Genomic DNA, 19312 nt, shown 5'->3' with positions numbered 1-19312 from the left:
ACCACAAAATGACCAAAGCTGATCGTAGTATCGCCGCCCAGTTCAAGGAAAAGCTCATCCAGAAAGGTCTGGAACAGCGCCTGCAAAAAATTCAGACTGCCCCTGCGCCTGGGGCCAAAATTGGCGGAGCGGAAATTCCCGAGGCTTTCACCCGCTTTGATCGCCAACCCGGTTATCAGCAAGTGCATCTCATGCAGGAAGGCGCGGAACGGTTTGGCGTCAAAAGCCCATTTTTTCATGTGCATCAGGGTACTGCGGGGGCGCATAGCGCCATCGAAGGACGCCGTGTCATTAATTTTGGCAGCTATAATTATCTCGGCCTTTCCGGACATCCCGAAGTGAATGCAGCCGCCCAGGCCGCCATTGCCCAATACGGCAGTTCGGTTTCTGCCAGCCGCATTGTGGCGGGTGAACGCCCTCTGCACCGGCAACTGGAACAAGCTCTGGCCGATTTTTACGGAGTAGATGATGCCCTGACTTTTGTGAGTGGTCACGCCACCAATGTCACCACCATCGGGCATTTACTCGGACCCCGGGATCTGATTCTCCACGATGAATATGCCCATAACAGCATTGTCCAGGGAGCCCTGCTGTCGGGCGCCCAACGCCTCAGTTTTCCGCATAATGATCTGAATGCACTCGAAACCCTGTTACGTCAGCAGCGGCGCAAAGCGGAGCGGGTCCTGATTGTGGTAGAGGGAATGTACAGCATGGACGGAGATTTCCCCGACCTGCCGCGCCTGATCGACCTGAAAAAAAAGCATCAGGCCTGGCTGATGGTGGATGAAGCCCATTCTTTCGGCGTCTTGGGTGCCACCGGCCGGGGGATTGCCGAGCATTTCAGTATCAATACCCACGATGTCGATATCTGGATGGGCACCCTCAGCAAAACCCTCGCCGCCTGTGGTGGGTATATTGCCGGAGAGCAGGCCCTGATCGACAACTTACGCTATCTGGCACCGGGATTCTTATATAGTGTCGGACTGGCCCCGCCCCTGGCCGCCGCCGCCCTGACGGCGCTGACTATCCTCCAAAAAGAGCCAGACAGGGTCAAAACCCTGCACGAACGTGGTCAATATTTTCTGGATGAAGCGAAAAGGCAGCAGATGGATACGGGGTTCAGCGCCGGTTATGCCATCACCCCCCTGATTGTTGGCAGCTCTCTGCAGGCCGTGCGCCTCTCTTCCCAATTGCTGGAGCAGGGCGTGCATGTGCAACCCATCCTCTATCCAGCGGTGCCGGAAAAACAGGCGCGCCTGCGTTTTTTCCTGAATGTCGAACATAGCACTGAAGAACTCCGGGATAGCCTGATTAGGCTGAAAGGCTTGTGTTAAATGGTGGTGATTCCCGCAGAGATATACGCCGTCGGTTTTTCGGCCTGGAAACAGGGGCCGCTGCGGGCCTTTCTGCCCGAATCGCGGCTACATTTTATCCGCCACCCCCGTCAAGCACCGGCGGGGACCACTCTGTTGCTCTGGGGAGCACAAACGGCGCCGGAGGGTCACCCCATTATTCGTGTAGAAGACGGGTTTTTACGCTCCATTGGCCTGGGTGCGGACCTGATTGCGCCCTTGTCTTATTGTTTTGATGGCAGCGGCCTCTATTACGACGCCAGCAAAGCTTCGGACCTTGAACAAATACTCGCCACCCATGATTTTGATGCGCCGCTTCTGGACCGCGCCCGAGCCCTGCGCGAGCAGATTGTGGCTTTGGGACTCACCAAGTACAACGTCGGGCAGGGGGGCTGGCAGCGGCCGGAAAGCCGTCAGCCCAGTATTCGGCCGTCTGAAACTAATCCCGCCAATCAGCGGCAAAGCAGGCAGCAACAATCTGACCCGCAGGCATTGCCCCAAAATAAGGCCGTTACCCGGGTCATCCTGGTCGTCGGACAGGTGGAAAGTGACGCCAGCATTGCCCTGGGCAGTGCCAGCACCCAGAGTAATCTGGCGCTGCTGCGCCAAGTGCGAGACATGCACCCGAACGATTACATGGTTTACAAGCCCCACCCGGACGTCAGTGCCGGGCTGCGCCGGGTAGGCGCCGGTGAAGAGCAGGCAACTACTTACTGCGACGAAGTAGTCCATGATGTCAGCATGCATCAGCTGCTGAGTCAGGTAGATCAGGTGCATGTCATGACCTCCGCAGCGGGTTTTGAAGCCCTGTTGCGCAACAAACCGGTGACCTGTCACGGCAGTCCATTTTACGCCGGATGGGGATTGACCAACGACCGGGAAACCATCCCCCGACGGCAACGCCGACTCAGCCTGGATGCCCTGGTCGCCGCAGCGCTCATCCTCTACCCCCGTTACATTCACCCTCAGGAATACCGCCTCTGCAGCCCCGAAGCCGCAGTCAATGCCTTACATGCCCAGCGCGGTGGTGCAAAAGACTATCACCTGCCGTTCTGGCGCAAAGCCTTTCGGCTGGTGCTGCGTCAGGTGGTGGGGGTGCGATGAAAAAATTTCTGTTTCTGCAAGGGGTCGCCAGCCCGTTTTTTGCCCTGCTCGCTGATCGACTGGTGCAGCGCGGCCATCAGGTGCTGAAAATCCAGTTTTGTGGCGGAGACATGGTCTACTGGTTTCCACGCAAAGCCCTGCATTTCCGCAAAAGTCTGGATATGCTGCCCGAATTTCTCCAGCAGACCTTCCAGCGCGAACAGATCACCGATGTGGTGCTTTTCGGCGATCAGCGTCCGGTCCATCAGTCCGTGCATACCCTCGCCAAAGCCCCGAATATTGCGGTCCACGTTTTTGAAGAAGGCTATTTGCGGCCATTCTGGCTGACCCTGGAACGGGGCGGTGTCAATGCCCATTCCCAACTCCCCAAAGATCCGGACTGGTATCGCCACATCATCGACCGGGTGCCCATACCTGATAATAGTCAGGCGTTTCTCGGCAAGTTCAAAATACGCGCCCTGCATGATGTTCTTTACCATAGTGGCGATATTCTGAACCCTGTTGCCTACCGGCATTACCGGCATCACGCCCCCATGCATCCCATTCGCGAATACCTCTGGTATGTGCGCCGCTACCCCAAAGTCCGGCACCGCCTGAAAAATGATTTGGCCCGCAATTATCAATTCGTTGAAAGGGGGCAGCCCTTTTTCCTGTTGCCCCTGCAGCTCTACAGTGACAGCCAGATCACCTGTCATTCGCAGTTTTTTGATACTTATGATTTTATTCGCCAGAGTCTGGAATCTTTTGCCCAATATGCCGACAAAAACCTGCATCTGGTCATCAAAAACCATCCCCTCGACCCCGGCATTCTCCCCTATGAAACCTTTGCCCAGGAAACCGCCCGGCAACTGGGGATTCTCGACCGGATTCATTATTATGATTACGGCAACCTCGAACTTTTCCTGCAGTATTGCCAAGGGGTAGTGACCATCAACAGTACGGTGGGCACCTGGGCGCTCAACTCCGGAAAACCGGTGATGACTCTGGCTGATCCGGTTTACAATGTGGCTGGTCTCACCAGTCAGCAGCGTCTTGCCGAGTTCTGGAACCAGCCCCATGCTCCCGATCCGGAGCTCTGGTCTGCATTCCGCCGGGTGCTGATATACGGCACCCAAATCAACGGCGGTTTTTATTGCAACACCGGTATGCAACTGGCGCTGGAAACCGCCGCCGCCAGGCTTGAACTACAACAGTCCCCCATAGAGGAACTTTTATGCCGCAACGATCTCCGCAAACCATCCTCCTTACCGGCGCGACCAGCGCCATTGGCGCCGCCCTGGTCGCCGCCTACGCCCGACCCGGCGTAATCCTGCACCTGCACGGGCGTAACCGCAGCAAGCTGGACGCCATTGCGCAGTCTGCCCAGACTCAGGGCGCAACGGTCACCCAGCGCAGTTTTGACGTGCGCGACAGTGCCACCCTGCGTGCCTGGGTAGCGGACTGCGAAAAAAACGGCCCGCTGGACCTGGTGATTTCCAACGCCGGCATGAACATCAACACCGGCCCCGACGAATCCGGCGAAGTCTGGGAAGAAGCCGAAGCGCTCATGGACGTGAACCTGCACGCCACCTGTGTCCTGGTGGATGCCGTACTCCCCGCCATGCGCGCCCGCCACGCCGGGCAAATCGCCCTGATGAGCTCCCTGGCCGGTTACTTCGGCCTGCCGGTCACTCCCAGCTATTGCGCCTCCAAAGCGGCCATCAAAGCCTACGGTGAAGCTTTGCGCGGCTGGCTCAAAAAAGAAGGTATTGGCATCAGTGTCATCATGCCCGGCTATGTGGACTCGGTCATGTGCCAGGAAATGCCCGGTCCCAAGCCTTTCCTCATGCAGCCCCCGCGCGCGGCGGCACTCATCCGCCAAGGGTTGGCCCGCAACAAGGCGCGCATCAGCTTTCCCTTTCCCCTAAATTTCGGCACCTGGTGGCTGGCGGTGCTTCCCGCCGCCATTTCGGTCTGGATTGTCGGCCTGATGGGCTATAACGGTCACCATGACTGAACTGCTCTGGCCCTGGTGTCTGTCAATCGGCTGGCTGCTGTCCTTTGCGGCGGAGTCCCTCGTGCATCCCCGCCCCAAGCTGCCGGGCCGCCCCTTATGGACTTATCTGCTCCATAGCGGTCTGTGGCTGCTGATCTTCACCGTCTTTCTGCTGATCGTTCAGCGCCCGATATTTGCCATGCTGGCGGGGCTCGGCATCTGGCTGGCGGTGGTGCTGGTGGGTAACGCCAAAGAAGCCAGCCTGCGTGAACCTTTTGTATTCATGGACTTTGAATACTTCACCGATGCCATCAAACATCCCCGTCTGTATTTACCCTTTCTCGGTTTGTGGCGGGCCATCGCCCTGGGGATCATTGCCGTAGCGGTCATTGGCGCGGCACTCTGGGCGGAAACGCCACTGACTGCACACATGCCCTGGCTGGTTTTTCTCAAATATGGGGCCTTGTCATTATTCGCTGCAGCCTGCCTGCTCTGGGTGGGCGACCGCTGGTCTGACGCACCCAGCCTGCAGCCGGACAAAGATATTCGCGACATGGGTTTTGCTCCCAGTCTCTGGATATATGGTTGGGCAGAACGGGCCCCTGTTCAGGTGCCTGCTGCCCGACCTTTTGGTCCCCGGTCAGAACCGCCGCATATTCCGGTTCCAAACCCGAACATACCGGAACTCCCCAGTCATACAGAGTCACCCGGTCATCTGGTCATCGTCCAGAGCGAATCGTTTTTTGATGTGCGCCGCCTCTGGCCACATATTGCCCCGGAAGTGTTCAGGGATTTTGACGCGGCTCATCGTCAATGTGTGCAAAGCGGGCAGATTCGTGTACCGCCCTGGGGTGCCAATACCATCCGAACCGAATTCAGTCTGCTCACCGGCTGGTCGCCTGCTGCGCTCGGTATTCATCAGTTTCAGCCTTACCGCTTTCTGGCGCGTCGGTCCCTGCCCAGCATCGCCTGGCGACTCAAGGCTCAGGGCTACCGGACCATTTGCATCCACCCTTATCCCTCCAGCTTTTACGCCCGTAATACCATTTACCCGCTGCTCGGCTTTGATGATTTTCTGGATGTCGCGGAATTTACGCCGGAAGACCGCAGTGGCCCCTATACCGGCGACCGGGCAGTTGCCGACAAGACCCTGCAAATACTTCAGGGGGCCACCCAGCCGACCTTCATCTTCATTATTACCATGGAAAACCACGGCCCTCTGCATCTGGAATCGGTCAGCGCCGCCGAAAAGAAAACCCTGCTCTTGCAGGAGCCTCCCGTCAGCGCAGATGACCTGGCCATTTACCTGCGCCACGTCCGCAATGCCGGGGCCATGCTGCAGCGGTTTATGAGTGAACTGCCCAGGCTGCCCCTGCCCAGTGTGCTGGGATTTTATGGTGATCATGTTCCCATCATGGAAAAACTCTATGAGGCCCGTCATTTTGCAGATGGCCGCACCGACTACTGGCTCTGGTCCTCCCGCCACCCGGCCCCCGGCAGCCCGCAGCACCCGGAAATTGCTGTCGCAGAACTGGGCGTCCGCGCGCTGGATTTAATGGAAATTTAGACAGATACGTTACAAAAGGCGCGTCGATTGCCCTTGAGTCTTGAGCAGCGCCACCGCCTTTTTGTCGAAGGAAATGAAAACTTCCCCGCCAAGCCAGTTGCCTTCGTATGCAATCACGCCATCGGCAAAGTCTCCGCCCGCGTCGAGCATCTGCAGGCCTGCCTCTACAGCGGGTCGATTTACTTCTACTTTCGCATCGGCAATTAGTGCCCGGATCGCTCGGGCTGCGTCGGCTTGCTGGAAGCCATAGATCCGAATCAGCACCCAAACCAGTTCGCACAGGCAGGGTAACGCCACCGCGATCAACTCGGCTTCGATCAATAACTTGGCAGCAACGTCCGCTTGTGCGAGGTCATCGCGCACAACAGCCCGCACCAGGACATTGGTATCTACGGAGACTTTCATTTTATGCTGGCCCATCCCCGGGCTGCCGCCTCATTGATTTCTTCGAGGGTGGCGACCTTCTGCGCTCTGCCAGCGAGTAAACCGACAAAGTCGGATATCTTCCCATCGGACCGCGCAGCCTTGATTACGCCCCGACCATCCGGTAGTAAGTCCAGCTCAATTTTATCGCCTGGTCTGATACCAAGGTGTTGCAGTACATCTTTTCGAAATGTCACCTGTCCACGCGCAGTAACCGTCAATGTACTCATGGTCTTGTGCCTCGTAATCACATTAGGTTGATGGTCTGTACTATAATGCGTAAATACATTACTTGCCATCTCCGTAAAGCGATAAACGATTAACCGAAATGGAGAGCATTTCCGGTGCCGCTTTGGGGTTGGTTTAATGCAGTACGTCTACCGCGAGCCCATGGGCGGCTTTCTGCAAGCGCATGTCTGCTGTCCACAACGCCTCACAGCGGTGCGTAAGCGCCACAGCCAGATGTAACGCATCCGGGGTTTTCAGGCCAAAACGGGCACATAGCATTGCACCTTGCGTGAACACCTCATCAGACATATCCAGCAAGGTGAACCGCGACATTCCATCCTCATAGTAACGTTGTAGTGCAACATTACCATCGCGCATGGGTGCGACCAGGCACTCAAATTTCACCAAGGATGAAATGGCATAACTCGAAGCAGGTTTCTGCTTCAACGCAGATTTGACGCGAGCACCCCAAACCGGATGATCCTCGAAAGCATAGACCAATAAACGGGTGTCCAGATAAATTAATCCCATCCCCGTCGCTCCTGGGCCAGTGCGTCATCTATTTCCTGTCCGGAGCGTCGAAGAACTTGCGGGAGCGGGTGTTTGTCCAGCCAGGCAAGTATGTCAAGCTGATCTGTATCGGATGCAGGACTGACCGGTACCAACTTCACGGCCGGTATTCCCCGATTAGCAATGATGACTTCCTCACCTTGCCGGGCAAGACGCACCAGTTGGGATAAACGATTTTTGGACTCCAGTATATTGATTTGCATTTCTAAATTCTCGCAGTATTCGCACCAAGGCAACCTAGCCAGAATATGTGTCTTTCTGGCTAGATAGTCAAGTAGTTGGTCCTCCCGCCACCCGGCCCCCGGCAGCCCGCAGCACCCGGAAATTGTTGTGGCAGAACTGGGCGTCCGCGCGCTGGATTTACTGATTAGATCGGACTAAACTGGACTCAGTTAAGCAATCATTGGAGATAACCTATGCCTGTCATCAATATGCATGAAGCCAAGACCCAGCTTTCCCGCTACGTAGATCAGGCAGCATCGGGTGAGGAAATTATCATTGCCAGGGCGGGTAAACCGGTCGCGCGTCTGGTTTCTCTGCAGGAGTCAAAAAATTTGCGTGTTCTAGGGCAGGGTAAAGGGCGTTTTACTATGCCCGAAAATCTGGACCACCCCTTTCAAGCAGAGCTAGAAGCCATGTTTTACGGGCATGAAACCTAACCTATGACGCAAAGATGGCTTCTGGACACCAACGTATTGCTCGCGGTACTCATTGCCCCAGAGCGGCTGCCTGAGTACGTGTGTAGCATCATAGCCAATCCGCAGAATAGGGTCTGTTTCAGTGCCGCCAGTCTCTGGGAGATCGCCATTAAAGCCTCACTGAAGCGAGAGCATTTTGATTTTCGACCCGAAGATATCCACCTGCTCGCACTACAAACGGCTCTGACTGAGCTCCCCGTTCAGGCCGAACATACCTATGCTGTTGCCAGCTTGCCATGGGTGCATAAAGATCCTTTTGACCGGCTGTTGGTTGCGCAGGCAATGACCCTGCCTGCGCGCTTATTGAGTACCGATCAAAAGCTGAAACAATACACTCCGTTGGTGGAATATATAACATGGAGAAACTGAAAGATGTCCCCAGCGCACGGCATTCATAAAACCCTCAAAAGATATTTGTGTACATAATAGCTCCCCATAAACTTGCACTATCGGTCCAGCTTGAGGCATTATGACTGAAAACAATACCAGAAAGCAGTAAAGCAGGGGTAACCCTCAGTTTTTGAATGATTAACCGCAAAAGAGGGATTTCTTAAAATGGCATTAGTACCCGTCATTCTCTCCGGAGGCACCGGCTCGCGTTTATGGCCTTTGTCCCGCAAGGCTTTCCCCAAACCCTTCGTGGCCCTGCCCGACGGCGAAAGCCTCATCCAGAAAACCCTGCGTCGGGTCATCGACATCAAAGAAGATGCACCGTTGCTGACGGTCACCAATCGCGATTACTACTTCCTGACCCGTGACACCTTTGCCGAGTATTCCCGAAATCAAGGTCAATCGGTACGCAATGTGCACTACCTGCTCGAACCCACCGGGCGCAACACCACCCCGGCCATGGCCGCCGCCGCCCTCTGGGCGCAGGAAGTCGCCGGACCGGAGAGCATCCTGCTGGTGCTGCCCTCAGACCACCTCATTCATGACCAGAAAGCCTTTGCCGAAGCCGTACACAAAGCGCAGCAGATGGCCGAACAAGGCTATCTGGTGACCTTTGGTGTCACCCCGACGGGTCCCGAAACCGGTTATGGCTACATTCAGAAGGGCAGTGCCCTGGACAGCGGCTATCAGGTCGCCCGATTTGTCGAAAAACCCAATCAGAGCAAAGCCCAGGATTACCTCGACAGCGGCGACTACCTCTGGAACTCCGGCATGTTCTGCATGCGCGCCGATAGTCTGCTCAAAGCCCTGCAAACCGACGCCCCGGAAGTGCTGGAAGCCGTGCAGGCGGCCATCGCCTCCGCCACCCGCAACGGCGACACCTGGGAACTGGGTCAGGAATTTGCCCTGGCCCCAGACATTTCCATTGACTACGCCGTCATGGAAAAAGCCCCCAACGTCGCCGTGGTGCAGGCAGATTTTGACTGGAACGACCTGGGTGCCTGGAGTGGCTATGGTTCTTTGATGGCCAAAGATGCCCAAGGGAATCAGGTACACGCCCCGGACTGTGTGCTGGTGGACAGCCAGAATTGCGTCGTCCAGAGCCCTGAGCGCCTCACGGCCATTCTCGGTTTGCAGGATATTCTGATTGTAGACACCCCCGACGCCCTGCTGGTGGCAGATCGCCGCCGGGATCAGGAAGTCAAAACCATCGTCGAAAAGCTCAAGGCCCGCAAACACAGCACCGTCGATCTCCACGCCACCGTTCATCGTCCCTGGGGGACTTACACCACGCTGGAAGAAGGCGATCATTTCAAAATCAAGCGGATTGTCGTCAAAAAAGGCGAGAAGCTCTCCCTGCAAATGCATCACCACCGCAGTGAACACTGGATTGTGGTATCCGGCACAGCCCGTATTGTCAACGGTCAAGAAGAAAAACTCATCATGACCAACCAGTCCACCTACATTCCGGCGGGCTGTCATCATCGTCTGGAAAACCCCGGCATGATGGATCTGGTACTTATCGAAGTGCAAAGCGGCGCTTATCTGGGTGAAGATGACATCGTCCGCTTTGATGACATCTACGGACGTGCTGAAGCTGCAGCAACCACTGCCTAAAACCAAAACCAACAGGAAACGACTGCGTGCTCAAGGCCCTCTGGACCCGAATCAAAAATCTGAACAAGCTCTTTATCTGGATCGTGCTGGTCCCTACGGGGTTATCCATCCTGTATTTTGGATTGATTGCATCTCCCATATACATTAGTGAAGCACGTTTTGTGGTGTACAGCCCCAACCAGCGGGTGAGTACCAGTGGACTGGCTTCCCTGCTCAGTAATCTGGGTGGCAGCAATTCCACCAGTGCGGCACAGACCATCAGCTCTTACATTTCGTCCTGGGACGGCATGATGGCAACCAACAAGCTGTATCCGCTGAAACATATTTATGGCAACGACCATATTGATATATTCAACCGCTTCGGGGGAATTTTTCATCCTTATTCCTCTTATGTGCGCTTATGGCGTTACTACCAGAATATGGTGGCCGATAGGCTGGACAGTACCAACGGTATCAGCGAACTGAAAGTACGCGCCTTTACCGCCCACGATGCCCAGAAGATCAACGACTTCTTGCTGGCGAAAAGTCAGGATATTGTCAATCAACTCAATGAAACGGCTCGCCATCGCGCTGTCTTTTATGCCAAGCAGGATGTTGAACAAGCCAAACATACCTTGCGGGACGCTACGTTAGCCCTGGCTGATTACCGCAACAGCCATGCCGTATTTAGCCCCACCGCGCAGAGTAGTTTGCAGTTGGGCATGGTAAGCCATCTTCAAGATCAGTTGATTGCACTACAAACCGAATTGAACACCATTGAGATCCACGCACCGGATAATCCCCAGATTCCCGTCCTGCAAAGTAACATACGATCCCTGAAGGGTCAGATTGCCAAGGAAAAAGCCACGGTAACGGGCGATCGGGAGTCTCTGGCCAGTAAAGACAAGGAATATGAACGGCTCACCGTGAATCAGGTTCTCGCCCAAAAACTGCTGGAAGCTGCCGTAACTTCATTAGAGCAGGCGCGGGCAACCGCACAAAAACAGGAACTGTATCTGGAAACCATCAGTCGGCCTAACCTGCCCGATGCGCCCCAGGAACCCAAACGCTTTGAGGATATTCTGGCGGTGTTAATTGTGTCTCTCATGATATGGGGTGTGTTGAGCATTCTCTACGCAGGCGTGAAGGAACACCATGAGCGCTAGTGCCACAAAGGAGACCTTCTGGTATCAATTGCGGTTGCAACTGCGAGTGATATGGGCGCTGATGTTGCGGGAAACCGTGACCCGATTTGGGAGGGAAGGGCTTGGGATGCTGTGGATGATCGCCGAGCCAGCCCTTTTTGTAATTGGGGTGATGATTATTTTTTCGTTTATTGAGGCAGGATATCCCTATGGAATTAGTCCAGCAGAATGGCTAGCTGTGAGTTATCCCACTTTGCTGTTTTGGAGAAATGGAACAGGACGAGTAACCAAGGCAATTGAGATAAATCGTGCTCTTTTACACCACCAGCCTATTCGGCCAATGGATATTATGTATTCGCGTATTCTTTTAGAGTTTTGCAGTGCCATGGGTGTTTTCTTGTTTTTGTTTCCAATTTTTGTTGTGATTGGAATTTGTCATTTTCCAAGTAATATTCTGACAATGGCATTGGGGTATATGCTTATCATATGGTTTTCTTTTGGATTTGTACTGATTATGGCGGGTTTGGCAGAATTGAGTGAGACTATAGAAAAAACATCACACATTATTCTTTACCTAATGCTCCCATTCAGCGGGGTATTTATACCAACTTTTTTGGTACCAGAGCCTTATAGGAATTATTTATTATATTTTCCATTAATTGATGCAGTTGATTATTTTCATCATGGTTATTTTGGCAGTGGTGTGCCTAGTTATTATCATATTCCTTATACTTTTTTTGCTCTGATTGCCATGACTTTATTTGGTTTGGCTATTTCAGGTGTGGCTATTAAGCGGGTTAAGGCGTCGTAAAAATGATTGTAAATGCTCATCTCCAACAGTCTGAGCTGCAATCCAGAGAATTTGAACTAAGGCAACATCGCGTATACGCGCAAGATATAGCAAATTCTCATCGTCGTACTTCGGTCAACATGGTTGTAGCGCTTATTCATGCTTTTGCAGTACCCATTGACATAGCTACCACAGCCTGCCTCCATTGGACGCAACTCCGAACCAACATGCAGCAAACTGCGCACCGTTCGCGACATCTTAACCGAACTCATCGCCATCCTCGTTCGGTTGTGAAACACCCGTCGCTACATAACCGACTGGCAACCCAAGACAATTCTATTATGCTTTACTCATCATCGTGAGAATCACCATGACCATCCAACATATTAACGAACTATTCGCCCTCGATGGCCGATTATTTGTCACAGAAGCCTATCGCATTTTACTCAAGAGAGAACCTGATGAAGGTGGCATTAACTACTACCTAGGAAGATTGGCACGGGGGTATAGCAAGGCCGCCGTCATCGCGCAGCTAGCAAAATCCACGGAATGCAGGCCAGTGGATGAAATTGATGGTCTGAAGGAATTGATTGCAAATGAAGGACGTGCGCAGCATTGGTTTTGGGGGTTGTTCGGGCAACGACTGCGATTAGAACGAAATTTACAAATTGGTATAAACAGACTTGAAACCCTCGACGCCGGGATATTATACATTGGGCATCGTCTTGAAACCATGGAAAATGTTTTTCTGTGTCAAACGCAAGAAATGGATAGTCTTGTACAGCAAGCTCAACAAATGATAGGGTTTCTAAGTCGTTCTCAGGAAGTTGCAAATTCCCAATCTCTGAAAATTAAACATTCTAATGAGAATGATGTATTCTTGGGGCGTTCAAATCTACGGTATGTTTTTAACTTGACAACTAGTCATCATTGGCGGGCTCATCCGGTTGGAATCATCCGTGTCGAAAGAGAGTTAGCCAAGTACCTATTAAGATATAAGAACGTAATATACGTGATATGGGATGGTGAGTTCGGTGTTCTCCGGAAATTAGATGATTGGCAAGTTGTAAATATACTTTCTGAGCAATGGTGCGACAGTAATAACAAACTCCTTTCGCGGTATCATCATGCCTCTTTATCTTCTCTAGATGTTTCAGCAGTTGATACGTTTGTGTCAGTTGGTCTGGATTGGGACCTATCACCTGTTCACGAGATCGCTAAACATTTAAACAAATACGGCACGAAAATGGTTTTCGGCTGTCATGACACAGTACCAATCATTTTTCCTGAGTTCACGGTTCGAAGTGGTATGGATCAGCTATTCCGAAGACATTTTGTTGATATGGCTCATACAGCCTCCTTCGTGTGGACTAACTCTGAGATTTCAAGCCGAGATTTAATTAATTTCTGGATTGATGCAGAAATTGAAACATACTTTCCAAAAATTAAAGCTATACCGCTTGGAGCGGCGGATAAACCTAGCGAACTCCCGCAGTTGTCTGAAGTTGATGTTAACATTTTACAGCATACGCTTTCCTTTGGTGACTACGTGTTGTACGTAAGTTCATTGGAACCAAGAAAGAATCACAGGCTACTCGTCAATATATGGAGAGAATTGTATCGCACTCGCGGACTCGATTGCCCGAGACTTATTTTTGTCGGAATGCGTGGGTGGGGAATTGATGATTTGCTGAACCAGATAGGACGTATGGCTGCATTCAAGTGCGATAAAATTACTTGGCTGGAAAATGTTAGCGATTCATTGCTCTCGCATCTATATGCACACAGCATGTTCACGGTATTCCCTAGCATGTATGAGGGGTGGGGACTTGCTGTGACGGAGGCATTATCTTACGGCAAAATATGTGTAGTTGCAGACAACAGCGCACTTCCAAAAGCGTCGCAGGGGCTGATGCCAAAATATCAACCGCACGATTATTTTGGCTGGTTAAGCGAGATTTCCCGCCTAATAGATGACAACCAGTATCGTTCTGGTCTCGAACAGAAGATTTCGGAAAACTATGTGGCCAGAAATTGGGAGGATTTTTCTCGTGAATTTTGCGAACAAATCCTGAGTGACATTTGAGCCCTTCCTTTTTATCGGGGTAATTAATGAATAACCAACGCATTATTGTCAACATAACAGCCAGCGCAAACTGGCGGCATCGACCAGTCGGAATCATCCGGGTTGAACGTGAACTTATTAAACAAATAAGTAGGTTGCATCCAACGCAAATTGAACCAGTGCTGCTCGACACGAATACTGGTGAATGGAAATTGACCGGTGCAAAGCTGTTTGATGAGATATGCGCAGACGACTGGGTCCATTCTGTAAAACCAGACGAAATACCTATGTCACTGCAAAAAAAACTTGTGCCGTTCAAGCCTCAAGTCACCGATAGATTTGTTTCCGTCGGCAGTGACTGGTCTTTTGAGATACCCAACAAGGTCGAGAAGCTATATGGACAGAACAATGTGCTAATCTCTGCATTATACGATTTAATCCCACTTATTTTGCCAGAATATACGCCGGGAGTTGAATTTTATGAACAATTTCAACGTCATTACCGTAAGGTTGCTCGGATAGCTCAATCAGTTTTTTCGATCTCAGAGCACTCCAAAAAGGATTTGCTTAATTTCTGGGAACAGGAAAATCTAAATGGGCCATTGCCAAGAGTAGAGGTAATACCGCTCGCCGGACTAGCGCGCAAAAAAACATTGCCAGAGCTTAATGCCGAAGAGAGCGCGCAAATTGCGAATATTCGTAAAGATGGTGATTATGTGATTTATGTCAGCACATTAGAACCGCGAAAGAATCATCAGCTTATGCTAGACATTTGGCGTGAGCTGCATCTTGAGCGTGGCCGGAATTGCCCTCGCCTCATATTCGTTGGTATGCGTGGATGGGGTGTTGACAATATGCTCCATCAGATGGATCAAATGAACGCAACACGAGACGGCCGTATTCTCTGGCTTCAGGGCGTAAAAGATGATTTGTTAATGCACCTTTATGCCCATGCTTTATTTGCAGTTATGCCAAGCCATTATGAAGGTTGGGGTTTAGCTGCAACGGAAGCTGCGAGCTTCGGTAAGATATGTGTCACAGCCAACAATAGCGCTATTGTTGAAGCAACGGGTGGACTTTCACCTAGTCATCATCCGCTTGATTACCCGGCATGGAATTTAGAATTGCGCCGTTTGATCGACAACTCTGAGCACCGAAAAAGTCTTGAACTCAAGATTACAGAAGGATTTATCCAACGTACTTGGGATGATTTCGGCAGTGATTTTTCCAAAACACTACTTTCTTAAAATATTAGGATGAATATGCGAGTTCTTCAGGTTACGCCCTATCCTACGGTTGACCCACGCCATGGTGGTCAGATACGTGCCTCACAGATTGCCACTGAACTTAGAGCGGCTGGTCATGAAGTCAAGTCCTTCGCCATATATGTTGAGGAGGATTATCCGAATGCTGGAGAAGATGATATTCCATTTAATCCAGACTCAAAATACTGGAATCCTGAGTTGCCATGGTTATCTGACTACTTTAGCGGCTTGTTTGCTGTAAACGATGAAACTACACTTTTTCGTCTGCAATCATTGGTAAACTCTTTTCGTCCACATTGTGTAATTGTAGAACATCCGTGGCTATTCCAAGCAATTCATCTTGTAGCGCAATCGGATACGATATTGATTTATTCTTCTCAAAATATTGAATGGCGTTTGAAGAGTAAATTGCTTGAGCGATTGGGACACCCAGAACGTGCTGAGTTGGTGTCGGCAATTCGCAAAATAGAGGATTTCGCAGCACTCTCGGCGCATCTAGTCATAGCATGTACAGATGCAGACCTTCAATATTACCGTGATATATCAGGGAAGAAAACTTTTCAAGGTGTTGTCGCTGGTAATGGGGTTGAGCCATTTACCTGTACAGAACAGAGGGTTGCTGATTGGTACAGTTTTTTTAATCGACCAATGCCAGTATTTGTCAGTAGTGCACACGTACCAAACGCACAAGGTTTTTGGGATATGATGGCCCCTGGACTAACATTTTTACGGCCAGAGGAGGAAATTCTTGTTGTTGGAGGTGTTAGTTCAATTATTTTAAATTCTACCGGATTCAAGAATTATTCGGAAGTCAATCTTAGTAGATTGAACTTGGCTGGAACACGTGAAAAAACCGAGCTACAGGCCCTTGTAAAAGCAAGTCACGTAGTACTGCTGCCAATTACTGATGGAGAGGGCTCTAATTTGAAGACTGCGGAGGCATTGGAATCTGGTTTGCCGATTGTTGCCACTAGCAAGGCTTTTCGTGGTTTCGAGTCTGCTATTTCATTGAAGCACGTGCAGATAGCTGACAATCCGAAAGATTTTCGTATGGCTATACGTCGATCACTTAATCAGCCTAGACTTGCGGATTTGACGCCAGTTGGTATGCGTGAGAAGTTTTACTGGAAAAATCAGTTAAGTGGGTTAGTTAATGCTGTAAATCAATACTCATTTATTTATTCCGGTTGAAAAGTTGCTTTTAGGTTACAATTTTGTTAAGTTTTTTTTACCCGATGCGAAATCTCCAAATGAGACAGATAACAGGCTTCTTGCTATAGCATTTCAATCTCTCGTAATTAAGGAAAGAAATTCTGAGGATTCTATATGAACATAGACATTGAAAATCCAAATAATCAGCGTATTTTAAATGCATTAGGCTTAAGTGAGCTAGATGAATGGAATGATGATAAACGTTTTGATGCCTCGTTCGTCGATAGCCTACAGTCTTTATTTTCTGGACTTATGGATCAAGTTGCAACAACCCAAGATGCGGTAATGCTATTTTTCTTGTTTTTGGGTAGATTTGATGGAGATGAGCGTGCGGGTAGGAAATATAGTGATATAATAACAGAGCTCTCTAGAAGTGAAGAATATAATGGCCGCAGGCTGTCCTATCAAATTTTTAAAGGTGATCCTTTTACGATTAAACTTGAGGACGGTGAATTAATCATAAAATGTAATGATGATGTTTCATATGGTCAGGCAACTTATTCCTGTTATATTGAGTATGCGTATGGTACTCTCTGTATTGTCCTGCCTATAAATTACGATAAATCTGTTTTTGTAAGCAGAGTGATTCCATATTTACCAATTTTCGCTGAGTCCTTAAAAATTTTAAAAGGAACAAATATGAAATTAAAAGGAATAGATTTCTTTTATGGTGATCAACCTGCAAGAGATCCTGGCCTTGCATTTTGTTCAAACAAAACAGATGATTATTTGCTCCCTGATTTTGACACGTTATCATTTTTTAAAAATCCACCTGATAATAAACTGCTTAATTGGGGTGATCGAATTTCTTCTGCCTATTTTCGTGGGACTGACACGGGGGCTTCACATTTTAAGAAAATAGAAAATTCGCAAAGAATCCTGCTTTGTTCTTTGGGGTTATCAAATCCAGATTTTGTCGATGCAAAAATAACCAATTGTGAAAATAAAAATAATATCGAATTTTATAAAAAGAAAGGATTGTGGGGTGAGCGTGAACCTCTGGCAAATATTGGATTATATAAATACAATGTCGATGTTGATGGAAACACGAATTCTTGGGCTGGTTCTGTGAATAAGCTGTATGGCGGTTTTGGTGGTGTTACCGTGAAAGTCAAATCGCCAGAAGGCTATCGCCAGTGGTTCTATAACCGGTTGCAGCCATGGGTTAATTATGTCCCAATTAATGTCGACTTGTCTGACCTTATTGATAAAATTATTTTTCTTCAAAAAAATGATGGCATTGCTTTCGGTATTCATAAGAATGCAGCAAATATTTTTAGTGGCGTAGATTATGACTATTTAAAAAACCTCTCTGCCCATATTATTGTTTCAGCTTTACTGAGGCTGAGATAGGCCATGGAATCTTCCAAGTACAGACGAGAGTATGAATTTATGAAAATTGCAGTTGTAGGTACAGGATATGTTGGCCTCTCCAACGCTCTGCTTTTAGCCCAGCACAACGAAGTTATCGCTTTTGATATTGATTCTCACAAGATTTTGCTGCTAAACAATGGTAAATCGCCTATCGTTGATGCTGAGATCGATGCATTCCTTCAGAGGGATGATCTGCGATTCAGTGCAACGCTTGACAAAGAGAAAGCTTACGCAGAGGCAGATTATATTATTATATCTACCCCTACCGATTACAATGCAGAAACTAATTACTTTGATACTCGATCTGTCGAGTCCGTTATCCACGATGTCATGACCATCAATCCGAATGCGGTAATGGTCATTAAGTCCACTGTGCCTGTCGGATATACCGCTCGTATAAAGCAAGAACTGGGCATTGAGAATATCATCTTTTCCCCCGAATTCCTGCGCGAGGGTAAGGCGCTGTACGACAATCTCTACCCCTCGCGCATTATCGTTGGCGAAAAATCAGATAGAGCTGAACGGTTTGCTCAACTCCTTTTGCAGGGCGCGCGAAAGAAAGATGTCCCTGTCCTTATGACCCATTCCACTGAGGCAGAGGCGATAAAGCTGTTCTCCAACACCTACCTCGCCATGCGTGTGGCCTACTTTAACGAACTGGACACTTATGCAGAAACTCACGGTCTTGATGCTCGACAGGTTATCGAAGGTGTTGGCCTTGATCCGCGCATCGGATCACACTACAGCAATCCGTCATTCGGTTATGGAGGATACTGTCTGCCCAAGGATACAAAACAACTTCTGGCCAACTATCATGATGTGCCGCAAAATCTAATTCATGCCATTGTCGAGGCTAATACCACTCGCAAAGATTTCATTGCGAACTCAATCATCAACCGCCTATCAGCTCTCCCCTCCTGTTTGAGAAAAAACAGAAATGAGGATGAAGACACTCCAATCGTTGGCGTCTACCGTCTCATTATGAAAGAAGGCTCGGATAACTTCCGTTCTTCATCCATTCAAGGCATTATGAAGCGTATCAAGGCCAAGGGTATTACCGTAGTGCTCTATGAACCGGCTCTGGAGGAGGATACTTTCTTCCATTCAAAGGTTATTCGTGACATTAATGAGTTCAAGCTTATGTCGGACCTCATCATTTCCAATCGATTGTCAGATGACATTCGGGATGTGACTGATAAAGTATATACTCGTGATTTATTTTGCAGCGATTGAACTGCTATTAAACAATAGTCATAAACCAACATTGACTGAATTTTTGAATTATTAAGGAGCTTATTATGCGTATATCTAACAGAAAAAGAGTTATGGTCACGGGTGGCGCTGGATTCCTCGGTTCACATCTTTGTGACCGTCTACTCAGAGAAGGATGTGATGTGTTATGTGTTGATAATTTTTACAGCGGTACGAAAGATAATGTGGTTCCTCGTCATTTCAAGTGGGTAGCCTGAGATCCAGCTTGCCCAGGATCAGGTAGGCCATGTTGATAAAGTTCTTGTGCGTGCGGTAACCCCGAGCCTTGGCCTGTCTCTTATACACA

The 19312-nt window shown here is 49.8% G+C and carries 20 protein-coding genes; 16 read left to right on the top strand and 4 right to left on the bottom strand.

Features of this window, described 5'->3' with window-relative positions; translation table 11 throughout:
* Positions 1-8: 8 nt before the first annotated feature.
* From H7F08_RS04025 to H7F08_RS04005, 5 genes are read left to right on the top strand one after another with little or no spacing between them, the layout of a single operon-like run.
* Positions 9-1334 carry an aminotransferase class I/II-fold pyridoxal phosphate-dependent enzyme gene (locus tag H7F08_RS04025; RefSeq protein WP_193639934.1) on the top strand — a complete coding sequence of 442 codons (1326 nt, stop codon included), beginning with the start codon at positions 9-11 and terminating at the stop codon, positions 1332-1334.
* Positions 1335-2456: a beta-3-deoxy-D-manno-oct-2-ulosonic acid transferase gene (locus tag H7F08_RS04020; RefSeq protein WP_193639933.1), complete on the top strand. Its 1122-nt coding sequence runs from the start codon at positions 1335-1337 to the stop codon at positions 2454-2456.
* Positions 2453-3763 (top strand): capsule biosynthesis protein, encoded by a 1311-nt coding sequence (locus H7F08_RS04015; protein ID WP_193639932.1) that lies wholly within the window; start codon positions 2453-2455, stop codon positions 3761-3763. Before H7F08_RS04020 ends, H7F08_RS04015 begins: the two co-directional genes overlap by 4 nt.
* Complete coding sequence (locus H7F08_RS04010) at positions 3670-4452, top strand: SDR family NAD(P)-dependent oxidoreductase (RefSeq protein WP_193639931.1); 783 nt, start codon at positions 3670-3672, stop codon at positions 4450-4452. The genes H7F08_RS04015 and H7F08_RS04010 overlap by 94 nt, the downstream gene beginning before the upstream one ends.
* Positions 4445-5998, top strand: coding sequence for an LTA synthase family protein (locus tag H7F08_RS04005; RefSeq protein WP_193639930.1), 1554 nt, complete (start codon positions 4445-4447; stop codon positions 5996-5998). The genes H7F08_RS04010 and H7F08_RS04005 overlap by 8 nt, the downstream gene beginning before the upstream one ends.
* A 9-nt stretch (positions 5999-6007) precedes the next feature.
* On the opposite strand, the gene H7F08_RS04000 is transcribed toward H7F08_RS04005, so the two are convergent.
* The 4 genes from H7F08_RS04000 to H7F08_RS03985 form a co-directional block, all read right to left on the bottom strand.
* Positions 6008-6403 (bottom strand): type II toxin-antitoxin system VapC family toxin, encoded by a 396-nt coding sequence (locus H7F08_RS04000; protein WP_193639954.1) that lies wholly within the window; start codon positions 6401-6403, stop codon positions 6008-6010.
* Entirely contained in the window at positions 6400-6651 is a 252-nt protein-coding gene (locus H7F08_RS03995) for an AbrB/MazE/SpoVT family DNA-binding domain-containing protein (RefSeq protein WP_010638462.1), read from the bottom strand. The genes H7F08_RS04000 and H7F08_RS03995 overlap by 4 nt, the downstream gene beginning before the upstream one ends.
* Positions 6652-6784: 133 nt before the next feature.
* Positions 6785-7180 (bottom strand): type II toxin-antitoxin system VapC family toxin, encoded by a 396-nt coding sequence (locus tag H7F08_RS03990; protein WP_010638464.1) that lies wholly within the window; start codon positions 7178-7180, stop codon positions 6785-6787.
* The gene (locus H7F08_RS03985) at positions 7171-7422 is read right to left on the bottom strand and encodes a type II toxin-antitoxin system Phd/YefM family antitoxin (RefSeq protein ID WP_193639929.1); all 252 of its coding nucleotides are present in this window, start codon (positions 7420-7422) and stop codon (positions 7171-7173) included. Before H7F08_RS03985 ends, H7F08_RS03990 begins: the two co-directional genes overlap by 10 nt.
* 213 nt (positions 7423-7635) lie before the next feature.
* Here H7F08_RS03985 and H7F08_RS03980 point away from each other — a divergent pair, with 213 nt between their 5' ends.
* The 11 genes from H7F08_RS03980 to H7F08_RS03930 all read left to right on the top strand — a co-directional run bounded on the left by H7F08_RS03980 (position 7636) and on the right by H7F08_RS03930 (position 19223).
* Positions 7636-7878 carry a type II toxin-antitoxin system Phd/YefM family antitoxin gene (locus tag H7F08_RS03980; protein WP_010638470.1) on the top strand — a complete coding sequence of 81 codons (243 nt, stop codon included), beginning with the start codon at positions 7636-7638 and terminating at the stop codon, positions 7876-7878.
* Between the two features lie 3 nt (positions 7879-7881).
* Positions 7882-8286, top strand: coding sequence for a type II toxin-antitoxin system VapC family toxin (locus H7F08_RS03975; protein WP_193639928.1), 405 nt, complete (start codon positions 7882-7884; stop codon positions 8284-8286).
* A gap of 186 nt (positions 8287-8472) precedes the next feature.
* Positions 8473-9924, top strand: a complete 1452-nt coding sequence (locus H7F08_RS03970; protein ID WP_193639927.1) for a mannose-1-phosphate guanylyltransferase/mannose-6-phosphate isomerase — start codon at positions 8473-8475, stop codon at positions 9922-9924.
* 26 nt (positions 9925-9950) lie between these two features.
* The gene (locus tag H7F08_RS03965; RefSeq protein WP_193639926.1) at positions 9951-11069 is read left to right on the top strand and encodes a capsule biosynthesis protein; all 1119 of its coding nucleotides are present in this window, start codon (positions 9951-9953) and stop codon (positions 11067-11069) included.
* Positions 11059-11859 (top strand): ABC transporter permease, encoded by an 801-nt coding sequence (locus H7F08_RS03960; protein WP_193639925.1) that lies wholly within the window; start codon positions 11059-11061, stop codon positions 11857-11859. Before H7F08_RS03965 ends, H7F08_RS03960 begins: the two co-directional genes overlap by 11 nt.
* Positions 11860-12208: 349 nt before the next feature.
* A complete protein-coding gene (locus H7F08_RS03955; RefSeq protein ID WP_193639924.1) occupies positions 12209-13924 on the top strand; it encodes a glycosyltransferase in 1716 nt (571 codons plus the stop codon).
* Between the two features lie 26 nt (positions 13925-13950).
* On the top strand, positions 13951-15150 hold the full coding sequence (locus H7F08_RS03950) for a glycosyltransferase family 4 protein (protein ID WP_193639923.1): 1200 nt from the start codon (positions 13951-13953) through the stop codon (positions 15148-15150).
* Positions 15151-15165: 15 nt separating this feature from the next.
* Complete coding sequence (locus tag H7F08_RS03945) at positions 15166-16359, top strand: glycosyltransferase (protein ID WP_193639922.1); 1194 nt, start codon at positions 15166-15168, stop codon at positions 16357-16359.
* A 135-nt stretch (positions 16360-16494) separates the two neighbouring features.
* The gene (locus H7F08_RS03940) at positions 16495-17733 is read left to right on the top strand and encodes a glycosyl transferase family 90 (RefSeq protein WP_193639921.1); all 1239 of its coding nucleotides are present in this window, start codon (positions 16495-16497) and stop codon (positions 17731-17733) included.
* 3 nt (positions 17734-17736) lie between these two features.
* Positions 17737-18987: a nucleotide sugar dehydrogenase gene (locus tag H7F08_RS03935; RefSeq protein WP_226842515.1), complete on the top strand. Its 1251-nt coding sequence runs from the start codon at positions 17737-17739 to the stop codon at positions 18985-18987.
* A gap of 65 nt (positions 18988-19052) precedes the next feature.
* Positions 19053-19223 carry an NAD-dependent epimerase/dehydratase family protein gene (locus tag H7F08_RS03930; protein ID WP_227487804.1) on the top strand — a complete coding sequence of 57 codons (171 nt, stop codon included), beginning with the start codon at positions 19053-19055 and terminating at the stop codon, positions 19221-19223.
* The last annotated feature ends 89 nt before the right edge of the window (positions 19224-19312 follow it).

It is taken from the genome of Acidithiobacillus sp. HP-11, assembly GCF_015100075.1.
In the GTDB taxonomy this organism is placed as follows: domain Bacteria; phylum Pseudomonadota; class Gammaproteobacteria; order Acidithiobacillales; family Acidithiobacillaceae; genus Acidithiobacillus; species Acidithiobacillus thiooxidans.
This window is presented reverse-complemented; position numbering and strand designations above follow the sequence as displayed.

Coding starts and splice junctions, on each gene's coding strand:
- H7F08_RS03970 (WP_193639927.1), top strand. CDS start 8,473: ATGGCATTAGTACCCGTCATTCTCTCCGGAGGCACCGGCTCGCGTTTA.
- H7F08_RS03980 (WP_010638470.1), top strand. CDS start 7,636: ATGCCTGTCATCAATATGCATGAAGCCAAGACCCAGCTTTCCCGCTAC.
- H7F08_RS03960 (WP_193639925.1), top strand. CDS start 11,059: ATGAGCGCTAGTGCCACAAAGGAGACCTTCTGGTATCAATTGCGGTTG.
- H7F08_RS03935 (WP_226842515.1), top strand. CDS start 17,737: ATGGAATCTTCCAAGTACAGACGAGAGTATGAATTTATGAAAATTGCA.
- H7F08_RS03995 (WP_010638462.1), bottom strand. CDS start 6,651: ATGAGTACATTGACGGTTACTGCGCGTGGACAGGTGACATTTCGAAAA.
- H7F08_RS03985 (WP_193639929.1), bottom strand. CDS start 7,422: ATGCAAATCAATATACTGGAGTCCAAAAATCGTTTATCCCAACTGGTG.
- H7F08_RS03955 (WP_193639924.1), top strand. CDS start 12,209: ATGACCATCCAACATATTAACGAACTATTCGCCCTCGATGGCCGATTA.
- H7F08_RS04000 (WP_193639954.1), bottom strand. CDS start 6,403: ATGAAAGTCTCCGTAGATACCAATGTCCTGGTGCGGGCTGTTGTGCGC.
- H7F08_RS03945 (WP_193639922.1), top strand. CDS start 15,166: ATGCGAGTTCTTCAGGTTACGCCCTATCCTACGGTTGACCCACGCCAT.
- H7F08_RS04020 (WP_193639933.1), top strand. CDS start 1,335: ATGGTGGTGATTCCCGCAGAGATATACGCCGTCGGTTTTTCGGCCTGG.
- H7F08_RS04005 (WP_193639930.1), top strand. CDS start 4,445: ATGACTGAACTGCTCTGGCCCTGGTGTCTGTCAATCGGCTGGCTGCTG.
- H7F08_RS04015 (WP_193639932.1), top strand. CDS start 2,453: ATGAAAAAATTTCTGTTTCTGCAAGGGGTCGCCAGCCCGTTTTTTGCC.
- H7F08_RS03930 (WP_227487804.1), top strand. CDS start 19,053: ATGCGTATATCTAACAGAAAAAGAGTTATGGTCACGGGTGGCGCTGGA.
- H7F08_RS03990 (WP_010638464.1), bottom strand. CDS start 7,180: ATGGGATTAATTTATCTGGACACCCGTTTATTGGTCTATGCTTTCGAG.
- H7F08_RS04025 (WP_193639934.1), top strand. CDS start 9: ATGACCAAAGCTGATCGTAGTATCGCCGCCCAGTTCAAGGAAAAGCTC.
- H7F08_RS03940 (WP_193639921.1), top strand. CDS start 16,495: ATGAACATAGACATTGAAAATCCAAATAATCAGCGTATTTTAAATGCA.
- H7F08_RS03975 (WP_193639928.1), top strand. CDS start 7,882: ATGACGCAAAGATGGCTTCTGGACACCAACGTATTGCTCGCGGTACTC.
- H7F08_RS03950 (WP_193639923.1), top strand. CDS start 13,951: ATGAATAACCAACGCATTATTGTCAACATAACAGCCAGCGCAAACTGG.
- H7F08_RS04010 (WP_193639931.1), top strand. CDS start 3,670: ATGCCGCAACGATCTCCGCAAACCATCCTCCTTACCGGCGCGACCAGC.